Raw genomic sequence first — 25,008 nt, 5'->3', positions numbered from 1 at the left:
ACCCTAGCTAATCACGAACCAAACGAGAACCGGGGGAAGGCGAGGTCCCCGGCGTAGCGTGCCGCGTCGCCGAGGCCTTCCTCGATGCGCAGCAGCTGGTTGTACTTGGCGACGCGCTCACTGCGGGCCGGGGCACCGGTCTTGATCTGACCGCTGGCACACGCCACGGCGAGATCGGCGATGGTGGTGTCCTCGGTCTCACCGGACCGGTGGCTCATCATCGTCTTGTAGCTGTTGTTGTGGGCCAGGGCGACCGCGTCCAGCGTCTCGGTGAGGGTGCCGATCTGGTTCACCTTCACCAGCAGCGCGTTGGCGATGCCCTTGGAGATGCCCTCCTCGAGGCGCTCCGGGTTGGTGACGAACAGGTCGTCACCGACCAGCTGCACCTTGTCGCCGATGGCCTCGGTGAGCTTGGCCCAGCCGTCCCAGTCATCCTCGGCCAGCCCGTCCTCGATCGACACGATCGGGAAGTCGGCGACCAGCTTCTCGTAGTACGGCACCATCTCGTCGGACGAGTAGTCCTTGCCCTCGAGCTTGTAGACGCCGTCGGAGAAGAACTCGGTGGCGGCCGCGTCGAGCGCGATCACGATGTCCTTACCGAAGTTGTAGCCGGCCTTGCCGACGGCCTCGCCGATCACCGAGATCGCGGCGTCGGTGTTGGCCAGGTCGGGAGCGAATCCACCCTCGTCGCCGAGCGCGGTGGCCAGTCCCTGCTTGTGCAGCACCGACTTGAGCGCGTGGTAAACCTCGGCGCCGGCCCGCAGGGCCTCCTTGAAGGTGGGTGCGCCGACCGGGCAGATCATGAATTCCTGGAAGTCGATGCCATTGTCGGCGTGCTCACCACCGTTGATGATGTTCATGCAGGGCACCGGGAGGATGTGCGCGTTGGGTCCGCCGACGTAGCGGAACAGCGGCAGGCCCGCCGATTCGGCGGCACCCTTGGCCACGGCCAGGGAGACACCGAGGATGGCGTTGGCGCCGATGCGGCTCTTGTCGGGGGTGCCGTCGCAGTCCAGGAGCGCCTGATCGACCAGACGCTGCTCCTCGGCGTCGATACCGATCACGGCCGGGGCCAGCTCACCGAGGACACCCTCGACGGCCTTGGTGACGCCCTTGCCGTTGTAGCGCTCGCCACCGTCACGCAACTCGACGGCCTCGTGTTCACCCGTCGAGGCACCCGACGGCACGGCGGCACGAGTGAAGGTTCCATCGTCGAGAACGACCTCGACCTCGACGGTCGGGTTGCCTCGCGAATCGAGAATCTCGCGTGCGCCAACCTGTTCGATGATTGCCACGGTGTAGCCCCTTCGATGAACGGGTCGGCGACATCTTGGGACGCCGACGGGTACGCGTCAAAGCCTAGAACATGTGCGCCGATTCTTCCGGCGAGGAGGGGACTCAGTATCGGACGTTCACCGAATACGCGTTGGCGTGGTCGCGGACATTGATGACGTAGGCCATCGAATTGTTGTAGACCATCACCGCTTTCTCCCATCCGGCCGCGGTGGTCATGTCACCGCCGGAGGACACGCAGAGATACCGTGCCGCCGACAACGCCGCGTCGTCGATGTTGTCGGGGTCGACCTTCCCGTCGCCGTTGGCGTCGACGCCGTAACGGGTCCAGGTCTCGGGGATGAACTGGAACGGACCCATCGCCCGGTCATGCGTCGAGTCGCCGTCGAGTCGCCCCTGATCGGTGTCGGGGATCTCCAGGTTGCCGCGCGTACCGTCCAGCGGCACCCCACGGATGGGTGGTGAGGTGTCGCCATTGGCCGCGATGCGCGCGCCCCGGTAGGTGCCGTGTTTGCTCTCCACCCCACCGATGCCGGCCAGCGTCGTCCACCCGATGCCGCACTCGGGATGTTGCTGCCGTTGGATCTCGGCCGCGTTGCCGTAGGCCTCCAGCGACACCAGTGGGATACCGGTCGCCTCGGAGATCGGCGTCGCCCACTGCACCATCTCCGCCGCGGTGCGTCCGGGGGCGTCGATATCGATGTAGGGCTGCGGGGTGCCCATCGCCGGCGGGATGCCGTCGGGGATGTCGGGTCGGTTCAGCGACGGCAGATCCAGGCAACTGGTCAACGTCAGCGAACCGATGACCGCGAGCACCGCCGATGCCGCCACCTCGGTACGTCTGCGCACTCCCCTACCCCCGTACATCACTGCAACCTCACCGCTACTCACACCTGTGGACTTCACAGCCTGGACAAACAAACGAATCAGGGTGACACATCGGGCACCGGATCGCCACATCGCGGCGTCGCCGTGGGGCCGATGGTCCCGACTTAACTCTCAACTCCGACCACACCGTTCCGGTTCCCCATCCGAGGCGCTACTGTCATCGGTTAGCCTCACCAAACGACGGACCTCCGTCGCGGCCGAGCGATAACCGAAAGTCAGAACATGGAGCCGACGTCGGGCGCCACGCCCACATTGGTCACGGCCGTCACCCGTGATCCGGTATCCCGGCCAGGCTCCGGAGAATCCGGCATTTCCGGCCCGACCCGGATGGGGTGGCCGTGCTCGCAACACTGATCATCGGACTCCGCGAGGGCCTGGAGGCCGCCCTCATCGTCGGCATCATCGCGGCGTTCCTGCGCCGGCAGAACCGCACCGACGCCCTGCGCTGGATGTGGGTGGGCGTCGGCGTGGCCGTCACCATCTGCGTCGCCGTGGCCATCGGCCTCGAAGTCCTCTCCCGCGATCTCCCCCAACGCCAGCAGGAGGCACTGGAGACCGTCATCGGGGTGATCGCCGTCGCGATGGTCACCTACATGATCGTGTGGATGCGTGAGCATTCACGAGACCTCAAGGGAGACTTGGAGTCTGCCGCCTCCGACGCGATGGCCGATGGTTCGGCGACGGCGTTCGTGCTGATGGCGTTTCTCGCGGTGTTGCGGGAAGGGCTGGAAACCGCCGTCTTTTTGGTCGCCGCTTTCAACGCCAGCGGGAACGCGGTGCCCTCGGCGGCGGGCGCCATCATCGGCATCGGGATCGCCATCGCGCTCGGCTACGGCATCTACCGCGGTGGCGTCCGGATCAACCTGGCACGCTTCTTCAAGGTCACCGGCCTACTGCTCGTCCTGGTCGCGGCCGGCCTGGTGATGACGGCCCTGCACACCGCGCACGAGGCCGGCTGGCTCGACGCCGGCCAGCAGCAGGTCCTCGATCTGAGTTGGCTGGTACGGCCGGGTTCGGTGCAGTCGTCGCTGCTGACCGGTGTGCTCGGGTTGCAACCCAAGCCGGTGCTGATCGAGGTCGTCGGCTGGGTGCTCTACGTGGCGATCGTCGGTGCGATCGTGTTGTGGCCGGCCGGAAAACCGTTCCCTCATCGTCGGGTCGGCCTGGTATCGGCCGCTTTCGCTGCGCTTGCCGCCGTCGCGGCGCTGGTCGTGTTCCTGACCGCGCCCGCCACGCCGTCGTTGCCGTCGGCCACATTGGCCATGTCCGTCACCCAGGCGCCCACCACCAGCGGAATCCTCGCCGGCACCACGATGCGGACACCCGATGGTGTCTCGGTCGGCGTCGACGACGTCACCGCCGAGTCGGCCACCGGTTCCCTGCAGTCCGATGATGTGACCACGCCGATGCCCCGACTCACTGCGATCGCCCCGACGACATTCGGCACCGTGACCGCACCGGGCTACACCCAGGTGATCAGCCCCGACATCCCGATCGACACCCTGGTGACCGGTGCGCCCACCACCGTGACCCTTGCCCAGGTCATCGCCGCCAACAACGGCCGCATCCCGGTCGGCCTCGACACGCAGAAATTCGGTACGTCCGCTCCGGTCGTGTACGCGGTGACCGCGAGCGTGACCGTCTCGGTGGACCCGTACTTCCATCGACCGGTGGCCGCCCAGGTGACCTATGCGATCACCGCCACGGCCACCCCGGAGCACGGCGCCGCAACGGTTTTGGGCAAGGTCGGGACCGTCACCGTGAGTCATGAGCCCACCGCCGTCGAACTCACCGCCCTCGGCAGCGCTCACGCGCAGCGCCTCGATCACCAATCGCAAGGCGTGCGAATCCCGTTGACACTCACCGTCATCGCCGCCGTCCTCGCGCTGGTGGCAGCCGCCCTACTGTTCGTCGGCAGACGAAGAACCCAAGACCCGGCCGCTACCGTGGCGCCGTTGGAGGAAAAGGAGCACACCCGATGAAGGCAATGCGACTCGTCGCCACAGGAGCGTCTGTGGTGGCCCTCGCCGGCGTCGCCGCCTGCAGCAGCAGCGACGACGATTCGTCGAGCGAGGCCAAGACCGTCACGGTCGAGATGACCAACGACGGCTGCACGGTGACTCCGGACAAGGTCGAGGCCGGCCCGATCACCTTCGAGATCAAGAACACCAACGCCGCCGCCGTCAGCGAGGTCGAACTCCTCCAGGACGGCAAGATCCTCGCCGAACGCGAGAACATCGCACCCGGAATGGCCGCAACGTCGTTCTCCCACAAGCTCGATGGCGGCACCTACGAGATCTACTGCCCCGGTGCGACCACGGAGAAGACCACCTTCACGGTGACCGGTCAGGCGGCGCAGGCATCCGGTACCGTCGCCGATCAGCTCAACGCTGCCGCCGCCGAATACAAGCAGTACGTCATCACCCAGGTGAACAGTCTGGTCACCGCCACCGAGGCACTCAACACCGCGGTGCAGGCCGGAGATGTCAACGCCGCCAAGGATGCCTACATCAAGGCGCGACCGTACTACGAACGCATCGAGCCGATCGCCGGCACCTTCTGCGCCAACGGTGCCGCCGACTGCTCCACCGACAACGCCGTCAACCTCGACGTGGCCATCGACGCACGTCCGGACGCCGTCGGTCCCGGAGACACGTGGGAGGGCTTCCACGTCATCGAGAAGCAGCTGTGGGAGGCCGGCAACCTCGACGGCATGGCGCCGGTGTCCCAGACGCTGCTGACCAACGTCAAGGATCTGCAGCGACTGGTCAACGAGCCGAGCTTCGAGGTCAAGCCCGCCGACATCATCAACGGTGCCGGCGATCTGCTCGACGAGGTGTCGACCACCAAGCTGACCGGCGAGGAAGAGGCGTACAGCCACATCGACTTCGTCGACATGCAGGCCAACATCGAGGGCAGTCAGCAGGCCTTCGCCATCGTCAAACCGGCTCTCAACCAGATCGATCCGCAGTTGACGACGACCATCCAGCAGGCCTTCGACAAGGTCGACGACCTCGTCGACTCCTTCCGTGACCCCAACGCGCCCGGCGGATTCAAGCCGTTCGACCAGGTGACCGAGGAGCAGAAGCGGGAAATGGCCGCGGCCATCATCGCCGTCAAGGATCCGCTGGCGCAGGCCGGTGGCAAGATCGCCGCTGCCAGCTGATGAGTACCGCCGACACGCCAGAGCCCACGCCCGCCGAACCACGCACCGGGGAGAGCCGTCGCGGTGTGAACCGTCGCGGCTTCCTCACCGGCGCGGGGATCGCGGGTGCGGGCCTGGCGGTCGGCGGGGCCGCCGGCGCCGGGATCACCTATGCGCTGACCGCCGACGATTCGGTGGACACCGCCGACCAGTCGGTACCGTTCTACGGTCCGCATCAGGCCGGAATCATCACCCGTCAACAGAATTCGTTGGTGTTCGCGGCTTTCGACCTGAAGGACACCGTCACCGTCGACACCCTCGAGGTGATGCTGGCGCGGTGGGCGGCGGCGGCCAGTCTGCTCGTCGAGGGCAAACCGGTCGGGCCGGTTGAATCCCGACCCCAGTCGCCGCCCGCCGACACCGGCGAGGCCTTCGACCTCGGACCGAACCTGCTGACGGTGACCGTCGGCTTCGGGCCGACCCTGTTCGATGACCGACTCGGCCTGCAATCGAAAATGCCGGCCGCCCTGAAACCGTTGGGGCAGTTGGCCGTCGACACCACCATCGACCCCACGATCAGCGGTGGTGACATCTGCATCCAGGCGTGCTCGGAGGATCCGCAGGTCGCCTTCCACGCCGTGCGCAATCTCGCGCGGATCGGCCGCAACGTGGTCACGCTGCGTTGGCTGCAGGAGGGTTTCGGCCGCGCGTCGGCCACCACCACATCCCAGGTCACACCCCGAAACCTGTTGGGATTCAAGGACGGTACCGCCAACATCAAGGCCGAGGAACCGGCCGTCGCCGACCAGTGGGTGTGGGTGGGCGACGAGACCGATCAGGCCTGGATGACCGGCGGCAGCTACCTCGTCACCCGCAAGATCCGGATGCACATCGAGGCGTGGGACTCCGATGACATCTCCGACCAGGAGCGGATCTTCGGTCGTATCAAGGATTCCGGTGCGCCACTGTCGGGCGGTGAGGAGTTCACCGACCTCAACTTCGCGGTCAAGGACAGTTCGGGCCAGACGAAGATCGACCGCTTCTCCCACGTTCGTCTCGCCCACCCGGACAGCAACGGCGGAGCCCAGATCCTGCGTCGCGGTTACAACTACACCGACGGCATCGACACGCGCACCGGAACACTCGCCGCGGGGTTGTTCTTCATGGCCTACCAGAAGAACGCACACGATCAGTTCGCGCGAATCCAGAACAACCTCGCCCAGGATGCGCTGAACGAGTACATCTCCCCGATCTCGAGTTCACTGTGGGCGGTGCCGCCTGGTCTGAAGGAGATCGGCGATTGGTATGGCAAGACGATGCTGGGGTACCGGGGCTGAGCGAATCGGATTCCCATTGCGGCACAGTCGAATACCGCGGCGCCCACTCGAGGGGAAAGTGCGCACACTCGACGTGGATGGGCGCACACTCGACGCGAAACGCCGCCCACTCGACGGGCTAGGTGAGGCCGACGGTACGGAAACCGATGTTGCCCGTGGATGTTTCGGGAGTGTTGTGTGAGCGTGCCGCCACCCGATAGCGGTAGCAGTAGGAGTCGTGGCAGAGGTGACTGCCGCCGCGCAGGACGCGGGACCGTCCGCGTTCGGAGCCGATCGGATCGTCGGCCGGCGCCGTTCGATAGGCCCGCGCACTGAACCGATCGGCGCACCATTCCCAGACGTTACCGGCCATCTGGTACAGGCCGAATCCGTTGGGCGCGAACGACGTGACGGGCATCGTCCCGACCGGGCCGACGGGATCGTCGGGGAACTCTCCCGGAAAGATGTTGCACTGCGGATCATCTGGCGTCGGGTGCTCGTCTCCCCACGGAAACCGGGCGCCATCGATCCCACCCCGCGCGGCGTACTCCCACTGCGACTCCGTGGGCAGTGCACGTCCGGCCCACGCGCAGTACGCGAGCGCATCCCGATGGGAGACATGCACCACCGGGTGATCGGCACGACCGGCGAGGTCGCTGCCGGGTCCGAACGGGTGATCCCAGGTGGCGCCGGGGACGTCGATCCACCAGGGGGTGCCGGCGATCCGGACACCGGCCTCCCCCGACACGTGCCCGGCGAACACCGCCGACGAGCCGAATCGTTGCGCGTCGGTGATGTGCCCGGTGTCGGCGACGAAGACGCCGAACGCCTCGTTGGTGACGGTGATGATGTCGATCTCGAACGCGCTCAGCGTCACTCGGTGAACCGGGGTCTCGCCGTCGGTGCGGTACCCCTCGTCGAACGCGTCACCCATGGCGAATTCGCCCGCCGCAATGGCCACGGACTCGATCGCATGTTTGCCGCCGGACGCGGGCACACCTACCGCGGAGTCCCCCTCGCGTCGGGCGTCACGTTCCGGCTGGCAACAATTCACTCCTCGATGATGCCCCGTTGCGCCAGCAGCGCCAGCACCCGACCGGCGAGTTCGTCGATGTCGGCTCCGGTGGTGTCGAATCGCAGGTCCGGATTCAGCGGCTTCTCGTACGGTGCGTCGATACCGGTGAGACCCTTGAGCTCACCACGCCGGGCTCGCGCGTACAACCCCTTCGGGTCGCGACGTTCACATTCGCCGACCGGTGTGGACACGTGCACCTCGATGAAGTCCAGGTCGGCGGCGTGGTGCAGTTCCCGCGCGATCTCCCGATCGGAATGCAAGGGCGAGACCATCGACGCGATCGCGATGACCCCGGCGTCGGCGAACAGGCGGGCGAGATGACCTACCCGGCGGATGTTCTCGGCCCGGTCCCCCGGCGAAAAGCCAAGGTCATCGGAAATACCGTGCCGGATGTTGTCACCGTCGACCAGATAGGCCACCCGCGCCCGGTTGACCAGTTCTCTTTCCAGCGCAACGGCCACCGTCGACTTCCCCGAGGCCGGCAGTCCGGTCAGCCACACCGTGGCGCCCCGCAGTCCGGTCTTGGCCCACCGTTCCGAGCGGTTGAGTGAACTGGGGTGCCACTTGATGTCGTTGCGGGTGGCCTTGCCGGGGATGACCTCTCGCGGTTCGAGAATGGTGCCGGCACCGACGGTGTCGTTGGAGGATTCATCGATCAGGATGAAGGCGCCGGTGTCCCGGTTCTCGATGTAGCGGTCGGCCACCACGATCGACGAGGTACGCAGCGTGACGGTGCCGATGTCGTTGAGGCCCAGCTCCGTTGGTCCGACGACCTCGAGGAGCGACTCCGGGTCGAGGCGGCGTTCGAGCGACCCTACGGTGGCGCGGATCGTGTGTGCGCCCTGCTTGAGCGCAACCCGATCGCCGGCATGCAGCGGCGCCTCCGACAGCCAGCACAGCGTGGCGGACAACTCGCGCGCCGGCACCGGCCGATGCGCATCCTCGGCGCCGCTGATGAGGACATCACCGCGGCCGATGTCGATCTCGTCGGCGATTTGCACCGACACCGACAGCCCCGCCACCGCGACGTCGCGCAGCGGATCGAGGGTGTCCAGTGCGGTGACGACGCTGTGCGAACCGGACGGCAACACCGTCACCGGATCGCCGACGGCGAGGGTGCCGGCGGCCACGCGCCCGGTGTAGTTACGTTTACCGTCGGGACCGGGTCGCGACACCCACTGCACCGGCAGGCGGAGTTCACGCGGTTGCGGCGACGGTGCCTGCAGCTCCACCGATTCCAGGTACTCCAGCAGGGTCGGACCGGCGTACCACGGGGTGTGGGACGAGCGGTGCACGACGTTGTCGCCGATCTTGGCGGCCACCGGGATCGCGAGAATCTCACCGATCCCGAGCTGGACGGCGAGTTCGGTGAGGTCTGCCTGCAACTCGTCGAATCGTTCCTGGGAGAAGTCGACCAGGTCGATCTTGTTGACAGCGGCGATCACGTGCGGGACGCCGACGAGGGTGGCGATCCGCGCGTGGCGACGGGTCTGACGCTGCAATCCTTTTCGGGCGTCGACGAGCAGGACCGCGACGTGCGCATTGGAGGCACCGGTGAAGGTGTTGCGGGTGTAGCGCTCGTGACCGGGTGTGTCGGCGAGGACGTAACTGCGTGTGTCGCTGGAGAAGAAGCGGTAGGCGACATCGATGGTGATGCCCTGCTCCCGCTCGGCGCGCAGTCCGTCTGACAGTGCCGCCAGGTCGACGTCACCGTCGTCGGAGGTCACGCCGGCGAGGTGATCGGTGGGCAGGCTTCCGGTGTCGTGGAGTAGTCGGCCGATCAGTGTCGACTTGCCGTCGTCGACGCTGCCGGCCGTTGCCAGGCGCAGGATCTGCCGGTTGGTGGTCGGCCGATGGGGCGGTGCAACTGCGGTGCTCATCAGAAGTAGCCCTCTCGTTTACGGTCTTCCATGGCGGCCGATGATGTTCGGTCGTCGGCGCGGGTCTCGCCGCGTTCGGAGACGGTCGCCTCGCTGATCTCGGCGATGATGTCGGGAATACTGGTGGCGCGTGACCGCACCGCCCCGGTGATCGTCAGATCACCGACGGTGCGGTAACGCACCCATTCGGTGCTCACCTCGTCGGTCGCGCCCGGCTGCGAGAACTCGGACACCGCAAGGAGAATGCCGTCCCGGTCGAATACCTCACGCTCGGCGGCGTAATAGATGGACGGCAGGTCGAGTTGCTCGAGTTCGATGTAACGCCAGATATCGGTCTCGGTCCAGTTCGACAGCGGGAAGACGCGGACCGACTCCCCTTTCCGGATGCGGCCGTTGTACAGCGACCACGGTTCCGGGCGTTGCGCCCGCGGATCCCACTGACCGAATTCGTCACGGAAGCTGAACACCCGTTCCTTGGCGCGGGCGCGGTCCTCGTCACGACGCGCACCGCCGAAGGCGGCGTCGAATCCTCCTTCCTCCAACGCATCGAGCAGCACCCGGGTCTGCAGCCGGTTGCGTGATCCGGACGGATCGGTCGATTCGGCGATCCGGCCGGCGGCGATCGCATCGGGAACCGATGCCACGATCAGTTTGATGCCGGCGGGATTCTCCTCGGTCGGCGCCACCCGTCGGTCCCGGAACTCGATCACCTCGTCGAAGTTGTGGCCGGTGTCCACATGCAGAATCGGGAACGGCAGCGGGCTCGGCCGAAATGCCTTCTCCGCCAATCGCAACAGGACGATGGAGTCCTTGCCGCCGGAGAACAGCAACACCGGACGCTCGAGTTCGGCGGCCACCTCACGGATGATGTGAACGGATTCCGACTCCAGGATGCGCAGTGCGGCAACATGATCGAATTCCGACGCGGCTAGCGGTGTCGGCTGGTCGGTGAGTTCGGCGGTCATAGTGGATATCCGTTCTGTTCCGCGTCGGCACGATAGCGCGTAACCCATTCCCTGGATCGCGCATTGGACTGGGGTTTGAGAGGTGGTGGTGGCGCGAGTCCGGGATCGAGGTGCAGGGCTTCGAGTACCGTGGCCGTGGTGCCCTGAGGATCCTTGACCAACTCCCCGAACTCGATGTCGATGGCCTCGATTTGTTCCTCGGCGAACCAGCGTCGCCACTGCCGCTCCTGATCGGACAGGATGGCCGCCAGGTGCGCTATGCCCTCGGCGTCGTATTGCGCCCTCTCGTCACGGCCGGCCTCGAAATGCGGGCCGTGGCCGTCACGCCACACCCGGGTCTGTACCGCACGCCACATCGAAACTGCCTGCGGCACAATATCGTCACGGTACACATGGACGAAAAGCGGATCGTCGCCGAGCAGTTCACGGATGGCTGTGCGCAGGGACCCGGATGCGACGCGGGTCCGCGCGATCAGAAGTGGCGTCTGATTCCACATCAGTTTGCCGCCCCAGACGCCGTTCGGAGTTCGGCCGGCCTCGAGCACATCGGTGCGCCACCGATCGAAGTCGCGGGTGTCGACCTCACCCGGGTCCACCTCGTCGAGCAGATCCAGGATCGTCGAATCCGTCACTCCGGCAAACCATTCGCGTGGCTGCGGGGACAGTGAGGACGACGAGAGGTACTGGAAGAACTCCTCGGGGGTCCCGGCCACACCGGTGGCGGCGAGAGACTCGACGAGCAGCGTGCTCCCACTGCGCTGACTGGCGCAGACGAGGTAGTTCTGGCTGGACACCGGCTCAGTGTAGCCACCACGAAACCGCCCGCAACCTGGGATTTTACGGCCAACGCGCGGCAAAGTATTGACAAGACGGGCCAGTCGTGCGGGCCCGACCGCACGCCGCCGGTCCGTCGGTCAGTGCGTGGCGCCCGCCGATCGTGATGTGCGAACCACGTCGCCCTCACCGGAGGTGAGATCGCCACTGAGCTCGCGGCGTTCGCCGAGCGGCCGCCGCGACGGAAGTGCCTCCTCGGCAGGGTCTCCGGCCTCGGTCTTCGCGTGGAAGACCGCCATGAACGCTTCGGCGACCGCGGTTCCCTCCGCCTCCGGGGGCAGTGCGTCGCCGGTGGTACTGCGCCACCGGGCAAGACGCGCCTCGAGGTCGGCGCGGATCTCGGCGTACTCGGGGTCGTCGGCGACGTTCTTTTGCTCATACGGATCGGAAACCAGATCGTAGAGTTCGATATGCGCGCGGTCCCGGACAGTGATAGCCGGCTCGAGGGATCGTGCGGAGAGACTGTCGGCGATGTCGAGTGGCAGCAACAACTCGGGACGGTGCGCGTAATTCTCTATGTAGCTGTGCGTCTTGGTCCGCACGGCCCGGATCGGGTCGTAGGCGTCGTGATAGGTCTTCTCGGTGAAGACCTCCTCACGCACCGCACCGTCGGAAGCGTCCGTCAACTCCGCGGCGTGGGAGTCACCGTCGACCGTGTCGGGCAGGTCCATCCCGAGCAGGTCGAGAATGGTCGGCGTGAGATCGACCCCGGAGAACAGGTCGTCATAGATCCGCGGGGCGATACCGCGGGCTCGCGGCGGCCGGACGATCAGGGCGACGCCGGTCCCTTCGGCGTAGAGCGTGGACTTGGCACGCGGAAACGCCAGACCGTGGTCGGTCACGAAGACGATCCAGGTATTCTCGGCCAGTCCGAGGTCATCGACGGTGGCGAGCAGCCGCCCCACCGCGGCGTCGGCCTTGGTGATGCTGCCGTGCAGACCGGCGAGGTCGTCGCGGACGTCGTCGGTGTCGGGAAGGAACCCGGGCACCTCGATGTCGGTGGTGTCGGCGGGTGCGTACTCGTCGTCGGGGTAGGGACGGTGCGTCTCAAAGAATCCGGCCGTCAACAGGAACGGCCGGTTTCCGCCGGCCTCGACGTGACGGCGCAGCCACCACTGCGATTCGCCGACGACGTAGTCACACCGTGAGTCGGAGACGTCCACCGAGTCGAAGCCGATGCTGGTGGGATCGGCGCTCTCGTGCTGCATGCCGAAGAGCACCGTGCGGTACCCGTGACCACCCAGCAGAGCCGGGAGTGTCTGCACGCCGTCGCGATAGGCGAACCCGTGATGGGCCAGACCGACGAGCCCGTTGTGGTGCGGATATTCGCCGGTGAACAGCGAACCGCGGGCCGGCGAGCACAGCGGGGCGGTGGCATGTGCGTCGGTGAACCGGATGCCCTCGGCGGCCAGCGCGTCGAGATGGGGGCTCTCGACGCCGTCGGCGCCGTAGCACCTCAGGTGGCGTCCCAGATCGTGCCAGTGCACCAAGATCACGTTCTCGCGGGTGCTCCGGGTGCCTCCATCGGGGTCGCCTGCGGTGTCGAAAGGCATTCCTCCATGATGCACGGCCGCATTTTCCCATGTCGTAGGGGTATCGCGGGGCGGGTGCCGGAGGCCGCCTCCGGCCACGGCCACCACGTTGAAATCACCGTGATCCGAACGTGCACCGTGCCGGCGGTGCGCGCGCAACTCCCACCTACACGTCATGCATTCCGCGCGGCTGGGAGTTGAGCATGCAGATGGCGTGCTGCCACTACTCGGCCGGAGGTTCGCCCTCCGACTCGCCGACCGGGGCCGGATCCTCGAATTGTGGTTCCGGTTCCGGTTCCGGTTCCGGTACGGCCGTACCGTCGAGGATCGACAGCCAGGCCTCGCGGGTGTCGAGGACGACCTCGTCGGCCCGAGCCTGTTCCTCGACCGCGCGCACCTGGGTCATCAGGTCCAGGGTGCGTGCCCGCGCGGCGGCCTCGACGCTGTCATCTCCGGCGGACACGGTCACCGTCAGCACTGCAGGATCGATGCGTTCGACGGGATAGCAAGCGGCGGTAAGCCTTTCGAGGACCTTCTGGGTCAGCGCCAGCGCCGGCGCGGTGGTGGCGATCCCGTCGAGTACCGATCCCCGATTCTTCTCGGCGGCCTTACGTTCTTCCCACTCGCGGATCTGTGTCTCGAGATCGCTATGCGCCCCGGACAGCACCCCGGGAGTACGACGGGTCACCTTATCAGTGAAACTTCTTGCGACAGAATCGATGTCGAACGGATCGGTCGGATGGTCGGCCGCGATACGCGCATGGAACAACACCTGGAGCAGCAGGTCGCCGAGCTCTTCGCGCAGGTGTGCCTGATCGCCGGAGTCGAAGGCGTCGAGGAGCTCGTAGACCTCCTCGAGCAGGTAGCGCCGCAGCGAGGCGTGGGTCTGCTGCGACTCCCACGGACCGTTGCGTCGCAGGGTGTCCATCAACGCGACAGCGGCCAGCAGGTCACCACCGGCCAGCGGGGTCGCCTCGATGACGGTGTCACCGAGTGCTCTCCGCGCGGCGACCAACCGATGATGCGGATCGGTCGACAGCAGCGTGGTACCCAGCGGAGTCTCGTCGAAGACCGGCTCGAAGTGATCGAGCTCCCACAGGATCGTGGTGGGGACATCCTCGGTCACATACACCGTTCCGGACAGCTCCGAACGCGCGCGGATCGGGATCATGTCCGGCCGCAGCGGATCGAGCAGGACCACCGTCATCGCGGGCACCTTTCACGGAAAGTATGTGACAACACGACAACCGTAAACGGTGCGCACCCGACAACGTGGGATCTCGATGCGGTTTCTCCCGAGGATCGGCTACGGCGCCGGCGTGGGTTTGAGTTGCGTCAGGAAGGTGACGAGGTAGTCGATCAGCTCGTCGTCGCGCAGTCGCGCCGATCCGACCCCACCGGTCCGTGGGATCGGCAGCGTGATGACGCCGGTCGTCGCACGATAGGACGCCGCGGAGTACAGCCGCTTGAGGCGTATCTGCTCACTGTCGAGCAGATGCAGCGGCGACACCTTGACGTTGGTTCCCACCACCCCGAGTTCGGCAACACCGCGTTCGCGGCAACGCAATCGCAGCTTGGCGATGGAGGCGAGGCGGCGGGTCTCCTCCGGCGGTTCACCGTAGCGGTCGAGCAGTTCGCTCATCACCGCGTCCACCTCGGAATCGGCCGATGCCGAGGCGAGTTTGCGGTACGCCTCGAGGCGCAGGCGGTCGGAGTCGACGTACTCGACCGGGATGTGGGCGTCGACGGGGAGATCGACACGCACCTCGGTGACCTCTTCGCTGGTCACCGGTTTACCGTCGGCGGCGGCACGATAGGCCTCAACCGCCTCGCCGACGAGCCGCACATACAGGTCGAATCCCACTCCGGCGACGTGACCGGATTGTTCGGCGCCGAGCACGTTTCCGGCTCCGCGCAGTTCGAGGTCCTTGAGCGCCACCGCCATTCCCGCGCCGAGTTCGTTGTTCTGGGCGATGGTGGCCAGGCGGTCGTAGGCGGTCTCGGTCAACGGCTTCTCGGAACTGTAGAGCAGGTAGGCATATCCGCGTTCCCGGCTGCGTCCCACCCGGCCGCGTAGCTGATGCAGTTGCGACAGACCGAGATTCTCGGCGCGGTCGACGATGAGTGTGTTCGCGTTGGAGATGTCGAGTCCGGTCTCGATGATGGTGGTGCACACCAGCACGTCGTACTCCCGGTTCCAGAATCCGGAGACGGTGCGTTCGAGCTGATCCTCGTTCATCTGGCCATGTGCCACAACGACTCTGGCCTCGGGGACCATGTCGGCTATCTCCTTGGCCGTCTTGTCGATGGTGGAGACACGGTTGTGGACGTAGAAGACCTGCCCGTCACGCAGGAGTTCGCGGCGAATGGCCGCGGCCACCTGCTTGGCCGCATACCCTCCCACGTAGGTGAGCACCGGATGCCGCTCCTCGGGCGGGGTGAGGATCGTCGACATCTCACGGATGCCGGCCATCGACATCTCCAGGGTGCGCGGGATCGGGGTCGCCGACATGGTCAGCACGTCGACGTGGGTGCGCAGCGACTTGATGTGCTCCTTGTGTTCCACACCGAAACGCTGTTCCTCGTCGACGATGACGAGGCCGAGATCCTTCCAGGTGACCCCGGTCTGCAGGAGCCGGTGGGTACCGATGACGATGTCGACCGAACCGTCGGCCATCGCCTCGATGATCTCCTTGGATTCCTTTGCGTCGGTGAACCTTGACAGTCCGCGCACACGCACCGGGAAACCCGACATCCGCTCGGTAAAGGTCTGCAGATGTTGTTGCGCCAGAATGGTTGTCGGCACGAGGACGGCCACCTGCTTGCCGTCCTGGACGGCCTTGAAGGCCGCGCGCACTGCGATCTCGGTCTTGCCGTAGCCCACGTCGCCGACGATCACCCGGTCCATCGGAACGGGCTTTTCCATGTCGTCCTTGACCTCACCGATCACGGTCATCTGATCGACGGTCTCGGTGAAGTCGAAGGCGTCCTCCATCTCCCGCTGCCACGGGGTGTCCGGACTGAAGGCGTACCCGGGGGCGGCGTGACGGGCGGCGTAGAGTTGCACGAGCTCACCGGCGATCTCCCGAACGGCCTTGCGCGCTTTGCGTTTGGTGTTCTGCCAATCGGAACCACCGAGCTTCGACAGCGACGGCTGCTCGCCGCCGACGTACCGGGACAGCTGGTCGAGGGCATCCATCGGGACGTAGAGCCGATCGCCGGGCTGACCGCGTTTGCCCGCGGCGTATTCCAGCACCAGGTATTCGCGCCGTGCCCCGGAGACCGTGCGTTCGATCATCTCCACGAACTTGCCGATGCCGTGCTGGTCGTGCACCACCAGGTCACCCGCGGTCAGGGCCAACGGATCGACCTGGTTGCGTCGTTTGGCGGGCAGTCGTCGTCCGTCGCGCACGGCCGCCACCCGCGAACCGGTCAGGTCGGTTTCGGTGACGATCACCAATCCCGCTGAGGCAGAGATGATTCCGTGGCGCAGGGTGCCGCCGTAGACGGTGACCTCGCCGTCGGCGGGCCGGTCCCCCGGCTCGGCGATCGAGTGCGGCACCTCGGCGTCGGCGAGGCGTTCGCCGATGCGGGTGGCGGTTCCCTTGCCGGCCACCACGATTGCGGCGGGTTTACCGGTGGCGACGTGTGCGCGGAGCATCGCGAAGGTCTCCGCGATCTCTTTCTCGCCGCCGTGTGGCGTCGGACCGGCCACCAGGTCCAGTTCGAACTCGTCACCGAAGCCAGCCGACAGCGGGCTCATCGTCCACCAGGAGCGACCTGCGGTGACGGTCACCTCCATCACCTCGTCGAGCGGACGGTAGGCACTGGCCTGCAGGTCGACTCCGGTTGCGCCGCCGACGTTGTCGACGGGCGCAGAGGCGCCTAAGGCGGCCGCGTTCCAGGACGCCTCGAGGAATTCGGCTCCGGTGGCCGCGAGGTCGCCCGCGCGGGTGCGGACCTTCTCCGGATCGAGGATGAGTACCCGTGAGCCGTCCGGGATCACCTCGGTGAGCAATTGCATCTGCCCCTCGACGAGCGCCGGGATGAGCGCTTCCATGCCCTCCACCGGAATGCCCTCGGCGAGTTTGGCCAGCATGTCGGCCAGTGCCTCGTCGCCGGTGTTCGCCGCGGCGAGGTCGGCGGCGCGGTGGCGGACCCGTTCGGTGAGCACCAGTTCGCGGCAGGGATGGATCTGCACCTCGGCGGTGTCGATCTCGGGCTGGCTGCGCTGATCGGCGACCGAGAAGGCGCGCATCTCGGTGATCTCGTCACCCCAGAACTCCACGCGCACCGGATAGTCGGTGGTCGTCGGAAAGACGTCGAGGATGCCGCCGCGGACCGCGAACTCGCCTCGCCGGCCCACCATGTCGACGCGCTCGTAGGCCATCTCCACCAGATCGGCCAGAAGGGTGTCGAAGTCGATCTCGATACCCTCGCGCAGGGTGATGGTGCGGACCGCACCCAGGCCCGGTGCCATCGGCTGCACCAGCGAACGCACCGTGGTCACCACCACACGCAGCGGATGCTCGCCCGGCTGCGCGAGACGGTGCAGCACCGCCAGTCGTGCGCCGACGGTGTCGGCGCTGGGCGAGAGCCGTTCGTGCGGAAGCGTCTCCCAGGACGGGAACTGCGCGACCGAGTCCGGGTCGTCGAGCATTTCGCGCAGCTCGGCGGTCAGATCGTCGGCCTCCCGCCCGTTGGCGGAGACGACGAGCAGCGGTGCCGACGACCCTGCGAGACAGGCGACGACGAAGGGGCGCGCGGCGTCCGGTCCGGTGATGTCGAGGCGGTCGGTGTCGCAACGTTCACGGAGCGCGGCGAGCGAGGCATCCGAACAGGTGAGAGCGGCAAGTCCGGAGAGGGCGGGTGAAGACGACACTCGTGCGATTGTAAGACCTGGCGTCAGCGGTCAGCGTCCGGTGGTCATGCCCGCCGCGCTCCGTCGGGATCGCCCTGCCGGGCGCGGTAGGCGGCGACCGCATTGCGGTTGGTACACGCCGTGGAGCAGTACCGCCGCGATCGGTTGCGGGACAGGTCGAGGACGACGGCGTCACAGCCCTCGTCGGCGCAGATCGCGAGGCGCGACAGGTCATCGGCACGGATCACGTCGATCAGCGCCATCGCGGTTTCGACCATGATCCTCTCGGCTAACGGCGCGTCGTCGTCGATGGCATGCAGATGCCAGTCGGTCTGCCCGTGCCGGACCAGCTGAGGCAGCGCCCGGTGCCGGCGTAGGACCGTGTTGACCAGGTCGACGGCGTCGTCGCGGTCGGCCAGCAGCAGCGCCCGCAGACGCGGTCGGATGGCCCTAACGCTGTCGAGTTCGGCGCGATCGCCGACGCGTCGGCCGGTGTAACCGAAGCGCTCCCAGTACGCGTCGAGGTCGGCGATCGTCTCGAAGGTGTCCGGCGGCGACGCCGAGTTGGCCAGGGTGACCGCCGCCTGCAGCGCCAGATCCACGTCATCACCGAAAATCATGTTGACACATTACCGAATCGGACCCTAGCGTCATTCGTCATGAGCTCATTGACCAATGACCCCACGTTCGACACCCGGGTCAGATCGGGGTTGGTGCTGGCGGTCATCTCCGCGGTCAGCTTCGGCATCTCCGGCGCACTGGCGACGCCGTTGCTGGCGGCCGGGTGGAGTCCCGGCGCCGTGGTCGGCATCCGTATCGGACTCGGCGGACTGGCGCTCATCCCCTTCGCGGTGCGCGATCTTGGCGGCTGGTCGCAGCTGCGTCCGGCCCGGCTCGTCTCCATCCTGGGCGCGCACGGCAAGACCATCGCACTGTATGGATTGCTCGGCATCGCCGCCGCCCAGTTCTGCTATTTCTCGGCGATCCAGACGATGGACGTCGGTCCCGCGTTGCTGATCGAGTACACCGCGCCGGTCGTCGTGGTCGGGTGGATGTGGGCCGTCCACCGGCAGCGGCCGACCCGGTGGGCGGTCGCCGGAATCGCAATCTGCGCGGTCGGTCTCGTCCTCGTCCTCGATCTCCTCGGCGCGGCATCGATCGATCCGGTCGGCGCACTCTGGGCCGTGGGAGCCATGATCGGCGCGGCCGGCTACTTCCTGATCTCGGCCCACCAGCACGACGACCTGCCGCCCGCCGTGCTGGCAACCGGCGGAATGATCTTCGCCGCACTGCTTTTGGGCATGCTCGGGGTGGTGGGAGTGCTACCGATGACCGCCGGTCAGGCCACCGCACATTTCGCCGGATTCGCCGCGCCGGCCTGGTCGGTGCTGGTCGGACTCGCCCTCATCTCCGCGGCCACCGCATATCTCACCGGCATCGGCGCGGCCCGGCGCCTGGGTGCGCGACTCGCCTCGCTGATCGCGTTGCTGGAGGTGCTCGCCGCCGTGGTGTGGGCGGCGGCACTGCTCGGCCAGATTCCCGCGCCGGCCCAGATCCTCGGTGGAGTGCTGATCATCTGCGGTGTGGTCGCGGCCAAGATGGGCGAACCGCGTGCGGTCGCTCAGTCGTCGGGGCCCTCGGCCGTGCTGGGCTCGGTGGGTTCGCCCCGGTCTGGTCCAGCCCGTTCGGGTTCAACGTAATCGGGTCCCACCAACTCCGGATCGGGGTCAAGGCGGGTCAGTCCGTTCCAGCACAGATTCACCAGGTGTGCGGCGACAACCTCTTTGGAGGGTTCCCGGACATCGAGCCACCACTGCGCGGTCACCGACACCATGCCGACGAGCGCCTGGGCATAGAGCGGCGCCAGTTTCGGATCGAATCCACGTCGCTCGAAGTCGCCGGCCAGGATGTGCTCGACCTGGCTGATCGCATCGTTGAGCAGGCTCGAATAGGTGCCGGCGCTGGTGCTCTCGCCACGGACGAGGATGCGGAAGCCGTCGGTGCGTTCCTCCATGTAAGTGAGTAGCGCGAGCGCCACCTGCTGGATGCGGTACAGCGAGCGGTTGCGCGACAGCGACGACGTCACCATCTCCAGCAACGTCTCCATCTCGCGGTCCACCACCACCGCGTAGAGACCCTCCTTGCCGCCGAAATGTTCGTAGACGATCGGCTTGGACACACCGGCCCGCTGCGCGATCTCCTCGATGGAGGTGGCCTCGAATCCGCGTTCGGCGAACAATCCCCGCGCGACCTCGATGAGCTGCAGGCGACGCTGCGCACCGGTCATCCGCGCGCGTGGTGCGCGCCGGACCTCGTCGGTCTTGTCGGTGGGGCGACTGACTGCCATGGCGTCCACGATAACGATGGCAAGTCGGACATATCGGTTCACGCCGAATCAAATTGCGCCGATCGTGATCAGTTCGATATCTGCGCAGGTCACCAAGGGTTCCACGACCGGCAAAGGTGATGGCAGCCGGCCGGGTTCGCGGTTTTCACCGGTGCCGACCGACCCCTATGGATAGGGTCGAAGTCCTGTCACTTATCGAAAACTCGCAAATCGTCTGATCCAGAAGGGATGTCCGTGAACCTCTGGGACTACATCAGCGGGCACGCGAGCACACTGACGTTTCTCACCTACCAGCACGCATCACTGGCGTTTCAGACCGTTCTGGTCGGAACCGTGATTGCGATCGTCATTGCGGTGATCGTGTACCGACTGCCGCTGGCGTCGGCGCTCACGCTGACCTCGAGCCGTGTCGCTCTCACCATTCCGTCCCTGGCGCTGTTGGCGCTGCTGATCGTGCCGTTCGGTCTCGGTGTCGTCCCGTCGTTCGTCATGTTGGCGTTCTTTGCGACGATGCCGGTGATCGGCAACGCCATCGTCGGCCTGCGGTCGGTGCCACCGTCGGTGATCGAGGCCGCCCGCGGGATCGGGCTGTCCCGCTGGCGAATCCTGCTCAGCGTCGAACTCCCGATCGCGTGGCCGGTCATCCTCACCGGGATTCGGGTGTCGACGCAGATGATCGTCGGCATCGCCGCGATCGTCGCCTACGTCCTCGGTCCCGGGTTGGGATCGCTGATCTTCAGCGGGCTTTCGCGCCTCGGCGGCGCCAACGCCCTGGAGATGGCGCTGACCGGCACCATCCTGATCGTCATCGTGGCCCTGGTATTCGACGCTCTGCTCGTACTACTCGGCCGGTTCACCATCTCGAGGGGACTGAAATGACCCAGCCAACCTCCGAACGCACCGTCACCGGGGCGTCCATCGCCCTCGACGGCGTCATGAAACAGTATCGGGGACAAAGCATTCCGGCGGTCGAACGTCTCGACCTGGACATCGAGGCCGGTCACATCGTGGCGTTTGTCGGCCCGTCGGGCTGCGGCAAGACGACGACCCTGAAGATGATCAACCGGCTGATCGAGCCCAGCGCCGGCCGCATCCTCATCGACGGCCGTGACGTCACCAAGGAGAACCCGGACAAGCTGCGCCAATCCATCGGCTATGTCATCCAGTCCGGTGGGCTGTTCCCGCACTGGGACGTCACCAAGAACATCGGGGCGATCCCCCGGGTCCTCGGCTGGGACAAGAAGCGCATCACCGAACGCACCGAGTATCTTCTCGACCTCGTCGGACTCGACGCCGCGGACTTCGCCCACCGCCTGCCCAAGGACATGTCCGGCGGTCAGCAGCAGCGCGTCGGGGTGGCCCGCGCGCTGGCCGCCGATCCGCCGGTGCTGCTGATGGACGAGCCGTTCGGTGCGGTGGACCCGATCACACGAGTCCGCTTGCAGGACAGTCTGATCGGCATCCAGAAAGAGTTGGGTAAGACCATCGTGGTGGTCACCCACGACTTCGAGGAGGCCACGAAGCTCGGCGACAAGGTGCTCATCTTCTCCCAGGGCGGTCACATCGAGCAGTACGCACCACCTGAGGAGATCCTCGCCAACCCCGCGACCCCGTTCGTCGAGGAGTTCATCGGATCCGGAGCCACGCTCGCGCAACTCACCCTGTCGCGGGTGCGTGACGTCCCGCACGACGAGGTCGTCACCGCGGTCGTCGGATCGCCGGCGCACGAGGCACTCTCCCGGGCGAGAGCGGCCGGACACAAGTGGCTGGTGGTCGTCGACCGGCATGGCCGACCACGTGCCTGGCCGTCGGTGGAGGAAGTGTCCGCGCGCAAGGAGATCTCCGACTACCTCGACCCGCGCCTACCGGTGGTCGCCTCGTCGTCGACCCTCAACGACGCCCTCGACTCGATGCTGGCCGCCAGTCAGGGCGGCACCCTGGTCACCGACTCCCGCGGCAGCGTGATCGGGGCATTGGGTATCACATCGGTGATGGAGATCATCCAGGGACAATTGGCGCACGCGCGTGAGGAAGAGGATCACCTCTCCTACGCCGACCACAAGCCGGGCACCGGCCCGATCGAGACACCGATCGTCGCCGCCATCGACGACGATGATGACCAGACCACCACCGAACCGAACACGGCCTCACCGTCATGAAGTCGACGATGACGCGGTTCCGGCAACTGCCGATGGATGTGTGGTTTGAACCATTGCTCATCGTGGTCATCGGCGTCGGTTATGTGACCTGGTATCAGACAACCACATTCACCGAAACCGAGAGCGCGGCGCTGTCCTGGTCGACCCTGCAGAACACCATTCTCGATCACATCCGGTTGACCGTGGTGGCGACGGTCATCGTGGTCGTCATCGCTATTCCGCTCGGAATCCTGTTGACCCGGCCGTCGATGCGCTGGCTCAACCCGATCGCGGTGAACATCGCCAACATCGGTCAGGCCGCACCGGCGGTGGGCCTGCTGGTGTTGTTCACCTTCTGGCTCGGTACCGGATTCCGCACAGCGGTGGTCGGTCTCGTCGTCTACGCAATCCTGCCGATCCTACAGAACACGATCGTCGGTCTGCGGCAGGTGGATCAACGCACCGTCGAGGCGTCGCGGGGCATCGGCATGTCGGCGGCCCGAACGTTGATCCTGGTGGAGCTGCCCCTCGCGGTCCCGGTGATACTCAACGGCGTTCGCACCGCGTTGGTGATCCTGGTCGGTACCGCCACGCTATCCACCTTCATCGGCGCCACCAGCCTGGGCACCCTGATCACCACCGGCGTCACCCTGTTCCTGCCCAAACTGTTGATCTCCGGCGCCATCCTGGTGGGCCTGCTCGCCCTGATCATCGACTGGCTCGGCCGGTTGGTGGAACTCGTCGCCACACCCCGGGGGATCTGATGACGACTCGACGCCGAGGGCGCCACCTCCTACTACTGGCGCTGGCGATCTGTGCGACGGTGCTGGCCGGTTGCGGGCTCGTCAGCTCGTCGGGCACGTTCAAGAAGGCATCGCTGCCCGATGGCGCGACCCCTCTCAAGGGCGCCGAGATCACGGTCACGTCAAAAAATTTCACCGAGAGCATCCTGCTCGGCAAGATCGCGGCCACCTACCTGGCCGCGGCCGGGGCCGACGTCACCGACCTCACCAACGCACCGGGATCGGCGTCGAGTCGGCAGGCGATGCTCAACGGTGCCGCCGATCTCGCCTGGGAATACACCGGAACCGCCTGGGTCACCTATCTTCACGAGACCGACGTCATCGCCGACCCGCAGCAACTGTGGCAACAGGTCCACGATGTCGAACTCGAACAGAACAATCTGGTGTGGCTGCCACCCGCCAATTTCAATGACACGTACGCCTTTGCGGTGTCGGGTCCGACCGCACAGCGACTCGGCGTCACGACGATGTCGGATATCGCCAAACTCCCGGTCAACGAGCGCACCTTCTGCGTGAATGACGAATTCTTCTCGCGCCCCGACGGTTTCCTGCCGATGCTGCAGACCTACGGCATGCCGTACAACACGCCCGACGGCGTCCCGTCCGGCAATGTGACCCAGATGGATTCCGGCGTCGTCTACACCTCGACGGCCAAGAGCCAACCCTGCAACTTCGGCATGGTCTACACCACCGACGGCCGCATCAAGAACCTCTCCCTCACCGTGCTGGTCGACGACAAGCATTACTTCCTCCCCTACAGCGGCACCGTCGTCGTCCGCAAGGAGACCTTGGATGCGAACCCGGACATCGCCCCGTTGATGGCCACCATCTCCGAACGGCTCACCGATCAACTGATGCAGGAACTCAACGGCCGGGTCGATATCGACGGTGAAGACCCGTCCGACGTGGCCTACGACTGGCTCAAGAGTGAGGGCTTGATAGTTTGACGTCCCTCGAGTCGCCGGCACCCGAGGACGTCAGTCCGCAAGTCATCAGTCCGCAAGTCGTCAGTCCGCACGTCGCGAGGCGCAGGGGAATCATCACTGTAACCGGCCCCACCGACCATTCCGGCGAGGTGCTGGGTGATTACTCCTCGAACGCCTGCTGGGTCGCGGCGGCATGGGCGAGGTCTGGGACCCGAGCCACCCGACGGCGCGTCAGCCGCCCTGTTCCGACGCCCGGCGCTTCGCGTCGTGTTTGGCCCGCTGCATGGCTATCACCTGCTCGAACGTCATCGGCGGGACGTCGAGGGTGTTGCGCTGCGGGTCGGCCTTGATGGCGTCGAGGATCAGCCCGAGGTAGCGGCGCCAGACACCCGGTGCGGTCTCCTGGGTGGCGTCGGCCACCGCCGAGAGCATGGTGAAGATGGCGTAGAAGTCGGTGGAGGCCAGATCCGGCCGGACCACTCCGGCGTCGCGGGCCCGGGTGAACATCTGCTCCACCCGCTCCGACATCTGCGACTTGACCGCGGTGATGTCGGGGTGCGAGTGATCGACCCGCATGATGATGGCGGCCAGCCCGCGGTCCTCGGCCATCGACTGGGCGAGCCAGGTGACCAGATCGACCACCGCCGCCCAGGGATCGTCGTTCTCCAGCGCCGCGGCGGTCTTGGCGTTCACGGTGTTCAGGTGCTCGATGAGGACGCCGGCGATGAGTTCGTCGCGATTGGCGAATCGGCGGTAGACGGTACCCACGCCCACGTCGGCGGCCTCGGCGACCTCGTCGAGGGAGACGTCGAGCCCGCGCTGGGCGAAGAGCTCTCGAGCCGCGGCGATGATGCGCAGCCGGTTGCGTTCCGCGTCGGCGCGTAGGGGTCGGGTGGCCTCCGCGTCAGTGGTCATGGTCACAGTTTAGCAAACGGAGGAATCTTCTCCGGTTGGGTGCCGTTGGCCCTTGGGTAACCGGAGGAAGCTCCTCCACCTAGCTTCAGG

The 25,008-nt window shown here is 66.3% G+C and carries 20 protein-coding genes; 8 read left to right on the top strand and 12 right to left on the bottom strand.

The genetic code is table 11. The features are described 5' to 3' along the window. Nucleotides 1-11 precede the first annotated feature (11 nt). Nucleotides 12-1,295, bottom strand: a complete 1,284-nt coding sequence (gene eno, locus ACWDPV_RS14275) for a phosphopyruvate hydratase (RefSeq protein ID WP_348802865.1) — start codon at nucleotides 1,293-1,295, stop codon at nucleotides 12-14. 103 nt (nucleotides 1,296-1,398) lie between these two features. Further along, nucleotides 1,399-2,160: a lytic transglycosylase domain-containing protein gene (locus ACWDPV_RS14270; protein ID WP_449743509.1), complete on the bottom strand. Its 762-nt coding sequence runs from the start codon at nucleotides 2,158-2,160 to the stop codon at nucleotides 1,399-1,401. A gap of 359 nt (nucleotides 2,161-2,519) precedes the next feature. Here ACWDPV_RS14270 and efeU point away from each other — a divergent pair, with 359 nt between their 5' ends. The 3 genes from efeU to efeB are packed head-to-tail and all read left to right on the top strand — an operon-like array spanning nucleotide 2,520 to nucleotide 6,663. Next, complete coding sequence (gene efeU, locus ACWDPV_RS14265) at nucleotides 2,520-4,163, top strand: iron uptake transporter permease EfeU (RefSeq protein ID WP_449743508.1); 1,644 nt, start codon at nucleotides 2,520-2,522, stop codon at nucleotides 4,161-4,163. Then, complete coding sequence (gene efeO / locus ACWDPV_RS14260) at nucleotides 4,160-5,347, top strand: iron uptake system protein EfeO (protein WP_449743507.1); 1,188 nt, start codon at nucleotides 4,160-4,162, stop codon at nucleotides 5,345-5,347. Before efeU ends, efeO begins: the two co-directional genes overlap by 4 nt. Continuing rightward, nucleotides 5,347-6,663, top strand: coding sequence for an iron uptake transporter deferrochelatase/peroxidase subunit (gene efeB / locus ACWDPV_RS14255; RefSeq protein WP_449743506.1), 1,317 nt, complete (start codon nucleotides 5,347-5,349; stop codon nucleotides 6,661-6,663). The genes efeO and efeB overlap by 1 nt, the downstream gene beginning before the upstream one ends. Nucleotides 6,664-6,781: 118 nt before the next feature. Here the strand turns inward: efeB and ACWDPV_RS14250 are convergent, their stop codons facing one another. The 8 genes from ACWDPV_RS14250 to ACWDPV_RS14215 all read right to left on the bottom strand — a co-directional run bounded on the left by ACWDPV_RS14250 (nucleotide 6,782) and on the right by ACWDPV_RS14215 (nucleotide 18,409). Then, nucleotides 6,782-7,639 carry a formylglycine-generating enzyme family protein gene (locus ACWDPV_RS14250; protein WP_449743683.1) on the bottom strand — a complete coding sequence of 286 codons (858 nt, stop codon included), beginning with the start codon at nucleotides 7,637-7,639 and terminating at the stop codon, nucleotides 6,782-6,784. A 53-nt stretch (nucleotides 7,640-7,692) separates the two neighbouring features. Next, nucleotides 7,693-9,597, bottom strand: a complete 1,905-nt coding sequence (cysC, locus tag ACWDPV_RS14245; protein ID WP_449743505.1) for an adenylyl-sulfate kinase — start codon at nucleotides 9,595-9,597, stop codon at nucleotides 7,693-7,695. Further along, a complete protein-coding gene (gene cysD, locus ACWDPV_RS14240; RefSeq protein ID WP_449743504.1) occupies nucleotides 9,597-10,562 on the bottom strand; it encodes a sulfate adenylyltransferase subunit CysD in 966 nt (321 codons plus the stop codon). The genes cysC and cysD overlap by 1 nt, the downstream gene beginning before the upstream one ends. Then, nucleotides 10,559-11,356, bottom strand: a complete 798-nt coding sequence (gene stf0, locus ACWDPV_RS14235) for a trehalose 2-sulfotransferase (RefSeq protein ID WP_449743503.1) — start codon at nucleotides 11,354-11,356, stop codon at nucleotides 10,559-10,561. The genes cysD and stf0 overlap by 4 nt, the downstream gene beginning before the upstream one ends. 120 nt (nucleotides 11,357-11,476) lie before the next feature. Further along, nucleotides 11,477-12,949, bottom strand: a complete 1,473-nt coding sequence (locus ACWDPV_RS14230; RefSeq protein WP_449743502.1) for a sulfatase family protein — start codon at nucleotides 12,947-12,949, stop codon at nucleotides 11,477-11,479. Nucleotides 12,950-13,151: 202 nt separating this feature from the next. Then, nucleotides 13,152-14,135 carry a MazG family protein gene (locus tag ACWDPV_RS14225; RefSeq protein ID WP_449743501.1) on the bottom strand — a complete coding sequence of 328 codons (984 nt, stop codon included), beginning with the start codon at nucleotides 14,133-14,135 and terminating at the stop codon, nucleotides 13,152-13,154. 99 nt (nucleotides 14,136-14,234) lie between these two features. Continuing rightward, nucleotides 14,235-17,810 carry a transcription-repair coupling factor gene (gene mfd / locus ACWDPV_RS14220; protein WP_449743500.1) on the bottom strand — a complete coding sequence of 1,192 codons (3,576 nt, stop codon included), beginning with the start codon at nucleotides 17,808-17,810 and terminating at the stop codon, nucleotides 14,235-14,237. Between the two features lie 44 nt (nucleotides 17,811-17,854). Then, a complete protein-coding gene (locus tag ACWDPV_RS14215; RefSeq protein WP_449743499.1) occupies nucleotides 17,855-18,409 on the bottom strand; it encodes a CGNR zinc finger domain-containing protein in 555 nt (184 codons plus the stop codon). 39 nt (nucleotides 18,410-18,448) lie between these two features. Between ACWDPV_RS14215 and ACWDPV_RS14210 the strand changes: the two genes are divergently transcribed. Beyond that, entirely contained in the window at nucleotides 18,449-19,489 is a 1,041-nt protein-coding gene (locus ACWDPV_RS14210) for an EamA family transporter (protein ID WP_449743498.1), read from the top strand. Here the strand turns inward: ACWDPV_RS14210 and ACWDPV_RS14205 are convergent. After that, nucleotides 19,411-20,136, bottom strand: a complete 726-nt coding sequence (locus ACWDPV_RS14205) for a TetR family transcriptional regulator (RefSeq protein WP_449743497.1) — start codon at nucleotides 20,134-20,136, stop codon at nucleotides 19,411-19,413. The two genes, ACWDPV_RS14210 and ACWDPV_RS14205, sit on opposite strands and share 79 nt — an antisense overlap. 234 nt (nucleotides 20,137-20,370) lie before the next feature. Between ACWDPV_RS14205 and ACWDPV_RS14200 the strand changes: the two genes are divergently transcribed. From ACWDPV_RS14200 to ACWDPV_RS14185, 4 genes are read left to right on the top strand one after another with little or no spacing between them, the layout of a single operon-like run. Next, complete coding sequence (locus ACWDPV_RS14200) at nucleotides 20,371-21,015, top strand: ABC transporter permease (protein WP_449743496.1); 645 nt, start codon at nucleotides 20,371-20,373, stop codon at nucleotides 21,013-21,015. After that, complete coding sequence (locus tag ACWDPV_RS14195) at nucleotides 21,012-22,295, top strand: ATP-binding cassette domain-containing protein (RefSeq protein WP_449743495.1); 1,284 nt, start codon at nucleotides 21,012-21,014, stop codon at nucleotides 22,293-22,295. The genes ACWDPV_RS14200 and ACWDPV_RS14195 overlap by 4 nt, the downstream gene beginning before the upstream one ends. An 8-nt stretch (nucleotides 22,296-22,303) precedes the next feature. Then, a complete protein-coding gene (locus ACWDPV_RS14190; protein ID WP_449743682.1) occupies nucleotides 22,304-23,038 on the top strand; it encodes an ABC transporter permease in 735 nt (244 codons plus the stop codon). Continuing rightward, complete coding sequence (locus ACWDPV_RS14185; protein ID WP_449743494.1) at nucleotides 23,038-24,024, top strand: glycine betaine ABC transporter substrate-binding protein; 987 nt, start codon at nucleotides 23,038-23,040, stop codon at nucleotides 24,022-24,024. Before ACWDPV_RS14190 ends, ACWDPV_RS14185 begins: the two co-directional genes overlap by 1 nt. A gap of 210 nt (nucleotides 24,025-24,234) precedes the next feature. On the opposite strand, the gene ACWDPV_RS14180 is transcribed toward ACWDPV_RS14185, so the two are convergent. Then, complete coding sequence (locus ACWDPV_RS14180; RefSeq protein WP_449743493.1) at nucleotides 24,235-24,918, bottom strand: TetR/AcrR family transcriptional regulator; 684 nt, start codon at nucleotides 24,916-24,918, stop codon at nucleotides 24,235-24,237. Nucleotides 24,919-25,008: the final 90 nt, after the last annotated feature.

The sequence above is a fragment of the Gordonia sp. NPDC003504 genome, from assembly GCF_053587995.1.
Note: the sequence above shows the minus strand (reverse complement) of the source record. Positions and strands in the feature narration are given on the sequence as shown.